The following is a 13,136-nucleotide window of genomic DNA, read 5'->3' on the forward strand; positions in this document are numbered from 1 at the left end:
GAACCACTGCCGACTTTCAGAATATGATGACGGCCCTGGTGCGTCAGGGCGTGCAAGGCCGCGACATCCTGGACGGCATCGGAAAATCCGCCGCCTATCTGGGCGTGCAATTGCAGCTGGCCCCCGAGCAAGCCGCCGAATTCGCGGCCAAGATGCGCACGGCCACCAGCACCACGCCCCAAGACATGCTGGACTTGATGGACGTGATTCAGCGCACGGCCAATCTGGGCGTGGATAGTCAGGACATGCTGGCGGGTTTTTCCAAGCTCACTCCGGCGTTGGATATGGTCAAGATCAAGGGGTTGGAGGCTGGCAAGGCCATGGCCCCTCTTCTGGCGACGGCCATCCGCACCGGCATGGCGGGCGAGTCGGCAGGCAACGCCTATCGCAAAATGTTCATGGCGTTCTTCGACGCCCGGAAACTCGGCGCGGTGAATGCAGTCTTAGGAAAACAGGGCATCAATCTGGACTTCACCAACGGCAAGGGCGAGTTCGGCGGGTTCGATAAGATGTTCGCGCAGCTTCAAAAGCTGAAAGCCCTGACCACGGCGCAGCGCGTGCCCTTGCTTAAAAAGCTTTTCGGTGACGATGCAGAGACGCTGCAAGTCGTACAGCTGATGATCGACGGTGGCAAGGAAGCCTATTCGGCCATGCAGACCCAGCTGACCGGCCAGGCCGATCTGCTGATGCGTGTCAACGCGCAGCTGGCCACGCTTAAGAATCTGACCGAGGCCGCGATGGGGAACCTGACCAACATGGCCGCCGCCATCGCCGAGACCCTAGCCCCGGAGATCAAAGCATTCATGACGGATATGGGCGATCTGGCCAACGCAGTGCGCGTCTATATCGGCCAGAACCCGGCCTTAGTCAGGACGCTGACGGCTGCTGCGACGGCATTCGTGGGTCTGAAACTGGGGGCGTTGGTGCTTAGCGGCGCGCTCACCATCCTTGGCGTCGGGATGCGCGCCTTCGGAGGTCCTTGGCTCTTGATCTTGCAGGCCGTCGCCATGGCGGCGGGCGTTATCATCGCCAATTGGGGGCCAATCTCGGCTTTCTTCAAAGGCCTGTGGGACGATGTCTCCGCCGCGACCAAAAGCACCTGGGAAGGGCTGGTGAATTGGTTCTCAGGGATATGGGATCGCATCTCGGCCTTCATCCGCCCGATCATGGACGGGGTACGCATGGCGCGCGCCGGGATCGACGTCCTATCTGGACGCGCGCCCAGCCTGTCGGACGCCACGGCTTTCCTGCCGCGCGCCCAGCCATCGACCAGCCTTATCTCGGGGCGGCAGAACCTAAACGGCGAGGTCACGGTGCGCTTTGATAATGCCCCCCAGGGGCTGCGTGTGACGAAGGCGGAGACCAATCAGCCCGGCCTGACGCTTAATCCCGATGTCGGATACAGCTCGACCGCTTGGGGCGCGCCCTGATGTCATGGCGTGAATCCATGCGCCCCGCCAGTTTTCGGGGGGTTCCGTTCCATGTGGATGGGGATGATCTGGTCGCCGGGCGGCGCACTGTCGTTCACGAATATCCGCAGCGCGACAAGCCCTATGCCGAAGACATGGGCCGCGCGACGCGCGAGATAAGCTTTTACGGCTTCGTCATCGGGCCTGATTACATGTTGGCGCGCGATGCTTTGCTCTCCGCGCTTGAAACCGAGGGGCCGGGCCAGCTGATCCATCCCTATTACGGGACGGTTCAGGTCTCTGTTTTGCGTTGCCGCGTCTCGCATAGCCGCGCGGAAGGCGGCATGGCGCGGTTCGATCTGTCCTTTTCCGAGGCTGGCGAACTGGTATTCCCCTCCTCGCAATTGGCGACGGATCGACATGTGCAGTTGCGCGCGACCGCCGCGCTGGGCGCGCTGGCGGCGTGGTTCTCGTCGGCCTTTACATTGGCGGGCATGGCGGAATGGGCGACGGTCGCGGCGCAGAGCAATCTGGACGGCGTGTTGGATGCCGCGCGAGGGCTGGTTACCGATGCAGATGCCACGGGACAGTGGGTACGGATGGTGGACGAACAAGCCCCGACGGCTATCACACAAACTCCGTCTTCTTTGGCCGATCAGATGATCGCCGCGTTGACCCCGCCTGAAAGCATCTGGCCGAGCGCGAACTCTGTGGATGCTTTTTCTTCGATGGTCTCATGGGCCGCATCGGGTCATTCGGCCTTGGCCGCACCGACATCAACCGGCGCTATCGATCCCATGGGCGTCCAGGCAGGCACCAACGCCGCCGCCTTACGCGCCTTGGCGCGTGGGGCCTTGCTTGTCCAAGGGGCCGATCAAGCCAGCCGGATGCCGGTCACGGTCTATCAAGATGCCATGTCGGCGCGGCGCATACTGACACGCGGCATCGATGCGGAGATCCTGGCGACCACCGATGACGGGCTGTTGAACGCCTGGTCGGACCTGCGCGCGGCCTTGCACCGTGACTTGACGGTACGGGCCAAAAACGCGGCGCGGCTGGTGACGGTGACGCCGCGAACCACGCTTCCCGCTTTGGCGGTGGCCTATAATCTGTATGAAGACACGGGCCGCACCAGCGAGATCGTCGCCAGGAACAAGATTCGTCACCCAAGCTTCGTACCGCCCGAACCCCTGCTGGCCCTCAACCGATGACGGCCCCGTCTGATCGCGTCATTCTCCAGATCAAGGATCAGCTTTACGAGGGATGGAAGAGCGTTCGCGTCACGGCAGGAATCGAACGGGCAGCGCGGGACTTCGATATCGACATCACCTTGCGCTGGCCAGGACAAAGCGGCCCCGATCTGCCCTGCGTTCCCGGAGATGCCTGCGCCTTGCGGCTCGGCGACGATCTTGTGGTCACAGGCTATGTCGATGCGGTCCCTGTTCGTTACGACGCCCACGCGCTGACGGTGGCTGTGAACGGACGCAGCCGCACGGCGGACCTCGTCGATTGCAGCGCCCATGATGCCCCCGGCCAATGGCTGGGACAAAAGGTCGAGACCATCGCCGCCGCCCTGGCCAAGCCTTACGGCATCGCGGTGCGGACCGAGGTGGACACAGGTCGCCCGATAGCGGATCACCAGGTTCAGCAGGGCGAGACGGTATTCGAAAGCCTGGACCGCCTGCTGCGTCAACGCCAATTGCTCGCGACGGACGATGCGGCGGGCGCGCTAGTCATCACAAAACCCGGCCTGTTGCGCGCGACGACGGCCCTGGAGCTGGGCGGGAATATTCTGACGGGAGAGATATCCCGCGATTGGCGGGATCGCTTTTCTGAATATCAGGCCAAAGGGCAGGGCAGTGGAACCGATAGCCTTTTTGGTGTCGGCGCATCGGAATGTCTTGGGTCAGCCACAGACAAGGCCATTCGTCGTCACCGATTGCTGGTCGTCACGCAAAGCGGCCAGGCGGACACTCCGTCTTGCGGCAACCGCGCCGAATACGAACGCGACCTGCGCGCGGCCAAGTCCGAGGCGGTCACCTATACCGTTCAGGGTTGGCGGCAGGCGGACGGGGCTTTGTGGAAACCCAATATGATGGTCCATGTCACCGATGCATGGCTTGGCATCGACCGCGATCTGCTGATTACCGAAGTCGCCTATACCCTCGACGAGGGAGGCATGCTGACAACCCTAAGCCTGACGCCGCCCGAAGGATACACGGTACCCAATGCTGGCGAGGATGTGGATGTCTGAGCGACAGATATCCCGCGCCCTCGCTCCGTTCGCGCGGCGCATCGGCAATCTGGCCAGTCGGGGCGTCGTGGTGATGGTCAATGCCGCCTTGAAGATGCAGGGCCTGCAGCTCCGGCTGATGGCGGGCGAGATCAAGGACGGGGTGGAGCATATCGAGCCTTATGGCTTTACGGCCCATCCCCATCCCGGTGCCGAGGCCATCACGCTGTTCTTTGGCGGCGACAGGTCCCACGGCGTGGTGCTGGCGACCCCCGACCGCCGCTATCGATTGCGAAACCTGGCCGAAGGCGAGGTCGCTCTGTACGACGATCTTGGACACGTTATCAAGCTTTCGCGCGGCGGGATCGTGGTGGATGGCGGTGGCCATCCGATCACGGTGACCAACACGCCCAAACTGCGCTGCGAGATGCCCTTACTGGAATGCACGGGCGACATCATCGCCCACTGCGACGATTGAGGTAGGTGGCCATGCTGTCCGACGACGTCCAAGTGATCGTGGATGGAAAGATTGTCAACGCCGATATGACGCCCGTTGCGGCGTTGCACCGGGCCGTTGCCATCAGCCTGTTCACCTGGCGGCGCGCCCAGCCGGGCGATGTCGGACCCGAGCAGCAACGCTGGGGATGGTGGGGCGATACTACCGCCGAGCCGAGCGGAAGTCGGATCGGTTCGCGTTTGTGGTTGCTGTCTCGGGAAAAGCTACTCCCCGAGACGATCGCTAGGGCCAAGGATTATGTGCGTGAGGCGCTGGCGTGGTTAACCGAAGACGGTGTCGCCAGCCGCGTTGATGTGACAGCGCAGCGCCAGGGCCTGGATAGGCTGGATGTTTTGATCGCGATCACCCGATCAGACGGGTCGCAGGTTGATCTTCGATTTGCCGATTTTTGGAGATCGCTCTATGCCATTTAGCCGCCCGAGCCTGGAGACGCTGGTCAGCCGCACCCGCGCCGACGTCCTGACGCGCCTGAGCGCGGACGAGGCCCTACGCCACTGTGACGCCGAGGTTTTGGCGCGCGTTGAGGCTGGCGCGGCCCATGGCCTGTACGGTTATATCGATTGGCTCTCGCGCCAGTTCCTGGCCGATACCGCAGAAACCGAATGGCTGGACCGCCACGGCTCGATCTGGGGCGTCGCGCGCAAGGCGGCGGCCACGGCTACAGGCACCGTTACCTTCACGACGCAGGCAGGGGCCGTGATCCCCGTGGGCGCGACGCTTCAGGCCGCCGATGGCGCGGTGTATCAGGTCACGGCGGAGGTCCTGGCCACAGGGGCATCCACCACGGCGGCCTTACGCGCCGTCCTTGCGGGCGAGGCCGGAAACCGCCTGACCGGTACGCCCTTGTCTCTTACCAGCCCCTTGGCTGGCGTGCAGTCCTCCGCCACGAGCGGCGCGATCACGGGCGGCGCGGATGTCGAAACGGATATCGCCTACCGCGCCCGCATCCTGGCCCGCATTCGGCGGACGCCCCATGGCGGCGCGGCCCATGATTATGTGGCTTGGGCGTTGGAAATCCCTGGTGTCACCCGCGCCTGGTGCTATCCGGAAGAACTCGGTCTGGGAACGGTCACCGTCCGCTTCGTGCGCGACGACGACGCCAGCCTGATCCCGGACTCCCCGGAAGTGGCGACGGTGCAGGCGCATATCGATTCTGTGCGGCCTGTCACCGCCCAGGTCACGGTGGTCGCGCCCGTTGCCGCACCCTTGGCCTTTACGATCAGCGGATTGGCTCCATCGAACGCCGAAGTGCGCGCCCATATCGAATCCGCTCTGCGCAATCTGCTGCGGATTGAGGCCGAGCCGGGCGAGACGCTGTTGATCTCGCATATCCGCGAGGCGATTTCGACGGCCGCCGGTGAGTACGACCATGTCTTGGTCAGCCCCTCATCGAATGTAACCCACAGCACCGGCCAGTTGGCGACCTTCGGGGGCATCACATGGACCTGACCGGCAGCATGAGCGCCGACGATTACCGCCAGAACTTACAAGCCTTGCTGCCGCACGGTCCCGCCTGGCCGCGTGAATCTAACTCTGTCCTCACGAAATTACTGACAGGCCTGGCGCAAGAACTGGCGCGGATCGATGCGCGGTCATCGGAACTGCTATCGGAAACGGATCCAAGGCAGACATTCGAGATGCTCTCGGAATGGGAGCGCATGGCGGGACTGCCGGACGAATGCTGGCTGCCGTCGAGTGGCAGCAGTGTGGATTATCGCCGCGCGGCCCTGCTGATGCGCCTGACCGGACGCGGCGGTCAAGACGCAGCCTATTACATCGCCCTGGCCGAGGCCCTGGGATACAGGTCGTCCGGCATGGTGCTGGAGCTGGATTTTGCCGGCGGCCCGAATCGGCAATGGCAAGCAGACGCAATTGAGGCGGTGCCGCCTGACGTCATGCCGGCGGCGGCGGTGGTCGAGTTCCTACCCTTTACCTGTGAATCGGCCTGCGCCGACACGCTCAACACGGGCGACGCGGGGTGGGGTTACACCTGGCGTTACGACCTGGCCGCGCTGCGCATGACCGTCATGACCTGCGCAGCCAGCTGCACGGACTCCCTGCGCGACTGGGGCGACGACGTCATCGAATGCGTCATCCGCCGCTTGAGGCCTGCACACACAAACGTTCTTTTCGGCTACATCTAAAAAAGGGGACTGCGATGCAGCGCATCACGACATCGACCAAAGCGATCGATCTATTCGGAGCCGGGAAGCATGGGTTTACCGATGGCAACCCATCGTTGGGGACACCATCGACGCAGCTGAACGCTATCTGGTTCAACGGCATTCAAGAGGAAATCGCCACGGTCATCGAGACCGCTGGCATCACCCTAAGCGGCGGGGATAATACACAGCTGGACGATGCGCTTGCCGCGCTCTATCCCAGGATGGATGCGTTGCAGCAGGTGACCGGTGCGACAACCCTGGTCAACAGCACCTCGCGCAAATTCATTCGTACGGTGCAATGCATCAGCGGTGGCAGCTATACCGTCACGTTGCCTATGGCCTCCGCCTGTCCCAGCGGCAGCATGATTAGAATCATCAATGGTCAGTCCAGCGGCACGATCACCGTCTCTCGCCAAGGTTCGGACTTGCTCTATCCGAATGGCAGCACCGTGACCTCAATGGCTCTATTTACTGGCGACCAGGTCTATCTGACCAGCACCGGGGCCAACTGGGTCGTTGATGGCGGCACCGCGCAACTTCCCTATAGCTATGGGTTTCTGTCCAGCAAAACGGCGAATGGATGGAGACTATATCCAGACAAATCAATCGAACAATGGGGCAACGGTATAACCAGCAGCGGCTTTGTCGCGGTCACGTTCCCCACGGCATTCCCGACAGCCGCGACTGCGTTCGTGATGACAATCAATGGGGCGACAGTTAACGGCACATGGGGTGCGGTTGAAAGTGGCGGCCTCGGAACGACTGGGGTGAATGTTTACAGCGCGGCGTTTGGCACCGCCGCAGGTGGGGCTGCAAACTCTGGATTAGCATTCCACTGGAGAGCCACGGGCTACTAAAGGAGAAAGACAATGACAATTTTTTACAGCGCCGCAACAAACGGATTCTACATCCCCGAAATCCATGGCGATGCTATCCCGGCCGACGCCGTCGAGATTACCCGGGAAGAGCATGAAGCTTTGATGACGGCCAATTCGCAGGGGAAAGTTATCTCGGCAAATGCCGAAGGAAGTCCCGTTGCGCTTGATCCCCCGCCGCCCTCGCCGGAATATCTGATCAGGTGTCAAATCGCCGATCTTGAGCGGTTACAAACGCCGCGCCGCCTGCGCGAGGCCATGTTGACCGAGGCAGGAAGATTGTGGCTGGCCGATCAGGATCAACAGATAAACATTCTGCGCGGGACGTTGAAAGACGTTCTGGTTGGTGGTTCCGGCTGATGCCTCTCGTCTCCGTTCCAGTGATCGAAAATCTGCCCAATAACGTCGCGTTTTCGCGTGCCTCTGCCGCATGGAGCCATAGCCTAACCGGCACGCTGCAGCAATCTCTTGCCGACAAAGCGCGGATCGATTTTGATCCGGCCACATTAGAGGCGCGGTGCCTGCTGATTGAATCCGAGCGAATCAACAGCTTGCGCAATTCAGCCTGCTCGGGGGCTGTCGCCGGAACGCTAGGCAGTGGTGGAGCCGTACCCACTAACTGGATCATCTCTGGCCTGCTCGGTGGCGTCAATATTAGCGTCTCCGCGCCCGGCTCGGAGGACGGTATGCCCTATCTTGATCTGACATTCGCAGGGTCGGGATCAGGGACGTTCTCGTTGGGATTTGAGGCTACGACATTCATTGCAGCATCGTCCAGCCAGACTTGGACAGCCTCGGCCTATTACCGCCTGATATCTGGCAGTCTGGCCAACGCCTCGCTCATCCATAAAGTGGTTGAGCGAAACAGCGGAGGCGGCACCTTGGTATCTGGGGATATATCCATCAACCCCGACGCGGCGGCCTTGCATACCCAGCGCCCGAGCGTAACGCGAACCTTTAATAATGCCAGCACTGCCTGGACCAATGCGCGCCTGGACGTGATCGCAGCGGGGGCGGTCAATTTTACACTGCGCATCGGCGCACCACAACTTGAGCGGGGCGGTCATGCCAGCAGTCCGATCATCACCACAGGTTCGGCGGCGTTGCGTGCCGCAGACATTGGTCTGGTGCAGCCAGTCGCGCCATGGTTCAACCAGGCGGCAGGGACGTTCTTCGTGGAATGGGAACGCCCTGCGGCTATCGTCGCATCCGGCATCCTGGCCGAGTTTAACGACGGAACATTCAATAATCGCGTCACGCTGGAGATCATCGATGGCAAGCTGCGCGCGCATCAGTTCTTGGGCGGAGCATCGCCCGGATATCTCGAGCGCGCCGCCCCCGACGGCATAGGTCGCGTGGCATTCGCCTGGGGCGGAGGCAGCCGTGCCTTGGCCAGCAGCGCCTCGTCCAGTCTGGCGACGGACACGGCCAATCTTGGGGCTATCCCGGCGGATCGGCTGTGGCTGGGCTGCCAAAACAACAACTCGGCCTGCCTCAATGGCTGGCTGCGCCGCATTCAATACAGCCATCAACGCAAGAGCGACGACGATCTTCTGGCCCTCGTGGCCTGATCCATCCCATGGGAGACCCACGCATGCATGATTGCCCCCTCATGGCCCCGGATAAAAAGGGCGGCTTTCTTTCAGAACCCTGGCATTTAGACAAGAAGGTACCCATCGCCCTGATCGTCACGTTGTTGCTGCAAGCGGCGGGGGCAGTGTGGTGGGTATCGACCAAGGACGCCGAGGACCGTCACCGCGATCAACGCATCAGCGGAATCGAATTAGCAATCGTCAAAGCTGGCGACACCCAGGACACGATCAATGACCGCCTGACACGGATCGAAGAACGCTCCGCCGCGACCAATGCCACACTGGAGAGGATCGAAGCCATCCTTTCCGGCGATGTGCGACCTATGAGCCGCGTGAAACGATGAATGATAAGGCCGTCTTCCCGCCATCAGCGCAGGAAGAAACGCCATCACCTAAAAAAAAGATACCAGACACAAGCCCCGTATGGGACCAGATGCGCGATGCGACTGCCCAGGCCATGCGGCAGGGCCGCGTCACCAAATGTCCACCGGCCTATGCGGCAGGTGCCTATCCCGATTCCATCACTGGAGACACCCCATGAGCACACGTCCCGTACCGCGCGGCATTCGCAACAACAACCCTGGCAACATCCGAAGATCACGCGACCCTTGGCAAGGTTTGGTCAAGACCCAGACTGACGAGGCATTCCTTACATTCGAAACGCCGGTCTATGGCATTCGGGCTTTGGCGCGGACGCTGATCACCTATCAGGACAAATATTTCCTGCGCACGACCGAGGATATCATCAACAGGTGGGCCCCTCCGGCGGAGAATCGCACAGGAGCCTATATCGCCTCCGTCACGGCGCGGACTGGCCGTGAGCGCAAGGAGGAATTGAACCTGCACAGCTATCAAGACCTGCGCCCCCTGGTCGAGGCCATCATCCAGCACGAAAACGGCCAGCAGCCCTACCCCGACGCCCAGATCGACAAGGCCTTAGTGCTGGCGGGTGTGGAACCGCCGCAAAAGCCGCTGCCCCAGACGCGCACCGTCAAGGCCGCCAAGCTTGCCACGGCCAGCACGGCAGGCACCGCCGCCATCGAGGCCGTTCAGCAGATCGTGGAACCGGCCAAGACGACTCTGACCACGCTGGCCCCATCTTTGGACGCCGCGAAATGGGCGCTCCTGGCCCTAACGCTTCTGGCTGTTGGCGTCATGGTGTGGGCGCGCATCGACGACCGCCGCCGGGGGCTGCGGTGATCGCTCTGATTCAGGCGTGGCTTGGCCGTCATGCATTAACGCTGGCTGGCTGGGCCGCGATGGCAGGGGCGGTCATGGCCGTCCTGCTGGGGGCGCGTCAAGCTGGCCGCACCGCCGAGCGCGTAGACCAATTGAAGCAGATAGCGGAGATCAAGGATGCCCAGATCAAGGCGGCTGCCGCCGCTCCTCGCACTCGGGATGATCTTATGCAGCGGCTGCGCGACGGGCGTTTCTAGCCCGTCCGTCTGTCCACCTGTGCCGGTCTATGACCGAGCCATGCAGACACGCCTGGCCGCCGAAATCGCCGCCCTGCCACAGGGCGCGGCGCTGGAACGCGCCATGCTGGATTATGCCACGATGAGGGCGCAGCTAAGGACTTGCATGGAGTAAGTCATCTACGTGAGAGGTTGGAAAGGCATTGAACCTAAAAAGAGAATAGGGGATGATAAATCGTCAAAGGTTGCTTCCATATATGTTGCAGACACTTCTCTCAGTAGAATCTTCCTGGCTTGTTCTTCTGATAAAACATCAAAAGCCCCACCATCATTTAGCAAATTAAAATCACCAATCTTTGCGCCACACTTGTCGCAGTGATTCATCCAATATGAAAATCCGGATGTTTTGCTGTAGTCAACACAATAATGGTTGTTAGATATTTCACTAATTGATCTTGCAAAACTTTCTGTAATAAATTTTGTGTAGCACATGTAGAAGGAGTGTCCGCTATCCGATATAGTGCAGCATTCATCTTCGAAAGATTCATCTTCGTTGTCACCTGCTGGTTCTAGATCAAAGTTTGGATAGATGAGCGGTATAGCATAAACAGTGGTCGTATTCATACATTTCCAACATTGGCTATATGCTTGGGCTACTAAATACTCGCGTGTCAGGACCCATAGAGTCCCTGTATCTTCTTTGCTTAGCCGTTCCCATTTTGAGAACCTCTCATGAGGTATCTTGTTAGGGACATACCAAATCTTATTATAGGAATCCCACGTTGCGCCCATATCGCGGGCTTCATTCACATCTGAGGCTGGAATCTTCAGTTCTAGTCTACCCATTTTCAGCATGTCCTCCGTACTGCTGTGAAAATGTGTAGCATAGTTGTCCCACGTTAGAAAACGGGGGCCGGGTCGCGCCAACGACCCGAGCCGCGAGCTGACACTCGCATGACCTGACTGGCCAAACAGGCCACCCCGACGGACGCGCGTCCGCTCGGGGAGCATGCAAGGAAATAGTTATGAAATTGTCACCGCGTCCGCCTATCAAGGCGGAAAGGGAATCGGTGCGTCCGATTTCCCCCGTCGCCGCCTATATCGGCGGCAAGAAACTGCTGGCAAAGCAGATCGTTCCCCTGATCGATGCCGCCGAGCATGATACCTATGCCGAGCCTTTTGTTGGTATGGGCGGCATTTTCTTCCGGCGCACCATGCGTCCGCGCGGCGAGGTCATCAACGATCTCAACAGGGACGTTGCCACTCTGTTCCGCGTGCTGCAACGCCACTATGTCCCGTTCTGCGACATGCTACGCTTCGGCCTAAGCAGCCGCGCAGAGTTTGATCGCCTTCTTGCCGTCGATCCGGACACGCAGACGGACCTGGAGCGCGCAGCCCGTTTCCTGTACCTGCAGCGTCTGACTTTCGGCGGCAAGGTCGCTGGACAGACTTTCGGGGTTGATCCATCCCGGCCTGCGCGATTCTCGCTGACACGGCTAGAGCCGATCCTGGAGGCCGTCCACGACCGCCTATGCGACGTCACGATTGAGTGTCTGCGCTGGCAGGATTTCCTCACGCGCTACGACCGACCAGGCACCCTATTTTATCTCGACCCACCCTATTGGGGCAGCGAAGACTATTACGGTAAGGAGGCATTTTCCCGAGACGAGTTTGCCGAAATGGCCGATATGCTGGCCGCCATCAAGGGGCGGTTCATTCTCAGCCTGAATGATACGCCGGAAGTTCGCGCATTATTCGTTGCATTTAATCAACAGGCTGTCACTACCGCCTATTCCCTCAACGGGTGTTCACCTCTCCGGAACATCGCCAGAGGAGAATTGATCATCACAGGCCGCCCAGGCCGTTGACGGCTGCCAGTCGGTTTCGCCGACCTGCTCTCACCAATACTCTCACTGAAAAAAAACGGGCCGACGCAATCGCGTCTAGCCCGTTGTTTTTATTGGTGGAGCCGAGGAGGATCGAACTCCCGACCTCTACAATGCCATTGTAGCGCTCTCCCAGCTGAGCTACGGCCCCGACCTGGTGTGTTTTGCTATGCCGATCGACAGAAGCCGACCAGGGGTGCTTATACGCCCTGACTGTGTGGGATGCAAGTCTTAAGGAGATGCCATCCAGGGCGGCCTATTTTCAGATTACATGCCGCGAAATAGCCGCCAGAAACCTTGGGTTGGCTTCTGAGCCTTCTTGTCATGCAAGAAATAGGCTGCCGCACCCCAGGAATAGGTGAACCAGGGGCTGGCTTGCCAGCGTTTGTGCTTTTTAAGGAAGTCGCGCAAGGCGGCTTGTTCTCCATATTGCGGGTTGGCGCGGTTGCAATAGAAGTCGTCGAATAAGACGACCATGCCGTCTTGAAGAGCCCCTGCCTTTTCAAGCGTATCCAACACATAAGAGGTGGACTCGTACAAGTCGCAATCGAGATGCAGCAAGCATAGCTTCCGGCCCTCTACGGCCACGGGCAGAGTGTCTTGGAACAATCCCTTGATGACGCGCAGGCGCGAGCGATCAAAGAAGCGACACAGGCGATCGGTGATGTGTTCGACGATGCCGCGCGGTGCCGATAATTCGCCTTCGACCCATGTTTTTTGTGTCGCCAGTTTGGGGCTTTGTGTGTCTTGTGTGGCTGTGCTGACGGGGAAGCCGCTGAACGTGTCGAACAGCAGCAAGTCGCCCTTCGCGTTAAAACGGTTCATCTGTTCGGCCAGGATGCGCGCCGTGAACCCGCCATAGGCACCAAACTCCATCACATCTCCCATGATGGATTCGATGTAAAGATATTCGAACGCGCGTAAGAAAGCGGCGGTGTAGTCCCGCCGCGCTTCTTCGATGCATAGGGTGTTGCCGCAATGGGTTAGGGTGGTGTCCAGATTCGGATCGGAAAGATCAAGATCAGGGGTCAGATGCGGCATATT

18 protein-coding genes and 1 tRNA gene are annotated in these 13,136 nt (G+C 60.2%); 16 read left to right on the forward strand and 3 right to left on the reverse strand.

Annotated elements, in window-relative coordinates; all coding sequences use genetic code 11:
* Nucleotides 1–23 precede the first annotated feature (23 nt).
* The 15 genes from IPI58_00005 to IPI58_00075 all read left to right on the forward strand — a co-directional run bounded on the left by IPI58_00005 (nucleotide 24) and on the right by IPI58_00075 (nucleotide 10,381).
* Nucleotides 24–1,430, forward strand: coding sequence for a phage tail tape measure protein (locus IPI58_00005; protein QQR69116.1), 1,407 nt, complete (start codon nucleotides 24–26; stop codon nucleotides 1,428–1,430).
* Nucleotides 1,431–1,447: 17 nt separating this feature from the next.
* Nucleotides 1,448–2,620, forward strand: a complete 1,173-nt coding sequence (locus IPI58_00010) for a DNA circularization N-terminal domain-containing protein (GenBank protein ID QQR69117.1) — start codon at nucleotides 1,448–1,450, stop codon at nucleotides 2,618–2,620.
* Entirely contained in the window at nucleotides 2,617–3,663 is a 1,047-nt protein-coding gene (locus IPI58_00015) for a baseplate protein (protein QQR69118.1), read from the forward strand. Before IPI58_00010 ends, IPI58_00015 begins: the two co-directional genes overlap by 4 nt.
* On the forward strand, nucleotides 3,656–4,120 hold the full coding sequence (locus IPI58_00020) for a phage baseplate assembly protein (protein QQR69119.1): 465 nt from the start codon (nucleotides 3,656–3,658) through the stop codon (nucleotides 4,118–4,120). The genes IPI58_00015 and IPI58_00020 overlap by 8 nt, the downstream gene beginning before the upstream one ends.
* Before the next feature lie 65 nt (nucleotides 4,121–4,185).
* Entirely contained in the window at nucleotides 4,186–4,572 is a 387-nt protein-coding gene (locus IPI58_00025; GenBank protein ID QQR69976.1) for a phage GP46 family protein, read from the forward strand.
* Nucleotides 4,562–5,608 carry a baseplate J/gp47 family protein gene (locus IPI58_00030; GenBank protein QQR69120.1) on the forward strand — a complete coding sequence of 349 codons (1,047 nt, stop codon included), beginning with the start codon at nucleotides 4,562–4,564 and terminating at the stop codon, nucleotides 5,606–5,608. Before IPI58_00025 ends, IPI58_00030 begins: the two co-directional genes overlap by 11 nt.
* A 44-nt stretch (nucleotides 5,609–5,652) precedes the next feature.
* The gene (locus IPI58_00035; protein ID QQR69121.1) at nucleotides 5,653–6,303 is read left to right on the forward strand and encodes a DUF2313 domain-containing protein; all 651 of its coding nucleotides are present in this window, start codon (nucleotides 5,653–5,655) and stop codon (nucleotides 6,301–6,303) included.
* Between the two features lie 14 nt (nucleotides 6,304–6,317).
* Nucleotides 6,318–7,181, forward strand: coding sequence for a hypothetical protein (locus IPI58_00040; GenBank protein QQR69122.1), 864 nt, complete (start codon nucleotides 6,318–6,320; stop codon nucleotides 7,179–7,181).
* A gap of 12 nt (nucleotides 7,182–7,193) precedes the next feature.
* On the forward strand, nucleotides 7,194–7,559 hold the full coding sequence (locus IPI58_00045; protein ID QQR69123.1) for a tail fiber assembly protein: 366 nt from the start codon (nucleotides 7,194–7,196) through the stop codon (nucleotides 7,557–7,559).
* Complete coding sequence (locus IPI58_00050) at nucleotides 7,559–8,770, forward strand: hypothetical protein (protein QQR69124.1); 1,212 nt, start codon at nucleotides 7,559–7,561, stop codon at nucleotides 8,768–8,770. The genes IPI58_00045 and IPI58_00050 overlap by 1 nt, the downstream gene beginning before the upstream one ends.
* Nucleotides 8,771–8,793: 23 nt before the next feature.
* Nucleotides 8,794–9,135, forward strand: a complete 342-nt coding sequence (locus tag IPI58_00055) for a hypothetical protein (protein ID QQR69125.1) — start codon at nucleotides 8,794–8,796, stop codon at nucleotides 9,133–9,135.
* Complete coding sequence (locus tag IPI58_00060) at nucleotides 9,132–9,332, forward strand: hypothetical protein (protein ID QQR69126.1); 201 nt, start codon at nucleotides 9,132–9,134, stop codon at nucleotides 9,330–9,332. Before IPI58_00055 ends, IPI58_00060 begins: the two co-directional genes overlap by 4 nt.
* Entirely contained in the window at nucleotides 9,329–9,991 is a 663-nt protein-coding gene (locus tag IPI58_00065; protein QQR69127.1) for a structural protein P5, read from the forward strand. The genes IPI58_00060 and IPI58_00065 overlap by 4 nt, the downstream gene beginning before the upstream one ends.
* A complete protein-coding gene (locus IPI58_00070; GenBank protein ID QQR70110.1) occupies nucleotides 9,988–10,227 on the forward strand; it encodes a hypothetical protein in 240 nt (79 codons plus the stop codon). Before IPI58_00065 ends, IPI58_00070 begins: the two co-directional genes overlap by 4 nt.
* Nucleotides 10,148–10,381 carry a hypothetical protein gene (locus tag IPI58_00075; GenBank protein QQR69128.1) on the forward strand — a complete coding sequence of 78 codons (234 nt, stop codon included), beginning with the start codon at nucleotides 10,148–10,150 and terminating at the stop codon, nucleotides 10,379–10,381. The genes IPI58_00070 and IPI58_00075 overlap by 80 nt, the downstream gene beginning before the upstream one ends.
* Before the next feature lie 5 nt (nucleotides 10,382–10,386).
* Here IPI58_00075 and IPI58_00080 read toward each other — a convergent pair whose 3' ends face one another.
* Nucleotides 10,387–11,061, reverse strand: coding sequence for a hypothetical protein (locus tag IPI58_00080; protein ID QQR69129.1), 675 nt, complete (start codon nucleotides 11,059–11,061; stop codon nucleotides 10,387–10,389).
* Nucleotides 11,062–11,231: 170 nt separating this feature from the next.
* Between IPI58_00080 and IPI58_00085 the strand changes: the two genes are divergently transcribed.
* Complete coding sequence (locus IPI58_00085; protein QQR69130.1) at nucleotides 11,232–12,074, forward strand: DNA adenine methylase; 843 nt, start codon at nucleotides 11,232–11,234, stop codon at nucleotides 12,072–12,074.
* A gap of 93 nt (nucleotides 12,075–12,167) precedes the next feature.
* Here IPI58_00085 and IPI58_00090 read toward each other — a convergent pair.
* Nucleotides 12,168–12,243: transfer RNA gene (locus tag IPI58_00090), tRNA-Ala, on the reverse strand.
* Nucleotides 12,244–12,359: 116 nt separating this feature from the next.
* Nucleotides 12,360–13,133: a hypothetical protein gene (locus tag IPI58_00095; protein ID QQR69131.1), complete on the reverse strand. Its 774-nt coding sequence runs from the start codon at nucleotides 13,131–13,133 to the stop codon at nucleotides 12,360–12,362.
* Between the last annotated feature and the right edge of the window lie 3 nt (nucleotides 13,134–13,136).

Source organism: Alphaproteobacteria bacterium, from assembly GCA_016699305.1.
Classification (GTDB): domain Bacteria; phylum Pseudomonadota; class Alphaproteobacteria.

What these genes read in the sequence shown, in the direction of transcription:
- IPI58_00005 (QQR69116.1), top strand. Translation starts at nt 24, where the DNA reads ATGATGACGGCCCTGGTGCGTCAGGGCGTGCAAGGCCGCGACATCCTG.
- IPI58_00010 (QQR69117.1), top strand. Translation starts at nt 1,448, where the DNA reads ATGCGCCCCGCCAGTTTTCGGGGGGTTCCGTTCCATGTGGATGGGGAT.
- IPI58_00015 (QQR69118.1), top strand. Translation starts at nt 2,617, where the DNA reads ATGACGGCCCCGTCTGATCGCGTCATTCTCCAGATCAAGGATCAGCTT.
- IPI58_00020 (QQR69119.1), top strand. Translation starts at nt 3,656, where the DNA reads ATGTCTGAGCGACAGATATCCCGCGCCCTCGCTCCGTTCGCGCGGCGC.
- IPI58_00025 (QQR69976.1), top strand. Translation starts at nt 4,186, where the DNA reads ATGACGCCCGTTGCGGCGTTGCACCGGGCCGTTGCCATCAGCCTGTTC.
- IPI58_00030 (QQR69120.1), top strand. Translation starts at nt 4,562, where the DNA reads ATGCCATTTAGCCGCCCGAGCCTGGAGACGCTGGTCAGCCGCACCCGC.
- IPI58_00040 (QQR69122.1), top strand. Translation starts at nt 6,318, where the DNA reads ATGCAGCGCATCACGACATCGACCAAAGCGATCGATCTATTCGGAGCC.
- IPI58_00045 (QQR69123.1), top strand. Translation starts at nt 7,194, where the DNA reads ATGACAATTTTTTACAGCGCCGCAACAAACGGATTCTACATCCCCGAA.
- IPI58_00050 (QQR69124.1), top strand. Translation starts at nt 7,559, where the DNA reads ATGCCTCTCGTCTCCGTTCCAGTGATCGAAAATCTGCCCAATAACGTC.
- IPI58_00055 (QQR69125.1), top strand. Translation starts at nt 8,794, where the DNA reads ATGCATGATTGCCCCCTCATGGCCCCGGATAAAAAGGGCGGCTTTCTT.
- IPI58_00060 (QQR69126.1), top strand. Translation starts at nt 9,132, where the DNA reads ATGAATGATAAGGCCGTCTTCCCGCCATCAGCGCAGGAAGAAACGCCA.
- IPI58_00065 (QQR69127.1), top strand. Translation starts at nt 9,329, where the DNA reads ATGAGCACACGTCCCGTACCGCGCGGCATTCGCAACAACAACCCTGGC.
- IPI58_00075 (QQR69128.1), top strand. Translation starts at nt 10,148, where the DNA reads ATGCCCAGATCAAGGCGGCTGCCGCCGCTCCTCGCACTCGGGATGATC.
- IPI58_00080 (QQR69129.1), bottom strand. Translation starts at nt 11,061, where the DNA reads ATGCTGAAAATGGGTAGACTAGAACTGAAGATTCCAGCCTCAGATGTG.
- IPI58_00085 (QQR69130.1), top strand. Translation starts at nt 11,232, where the DNA reads ATGAAATTGTCACCGCGTCCGCCTATCAAGGCGGAAAGGGAATCGGTG.
- IPI58_00095 (QQR69131.1), bottom strand. Translation starts at nt 13,133, where the DNA reads ATGCCGCATCTGACCCCTGATCTTGATCTTTCCGATCCGAATCTGGAC.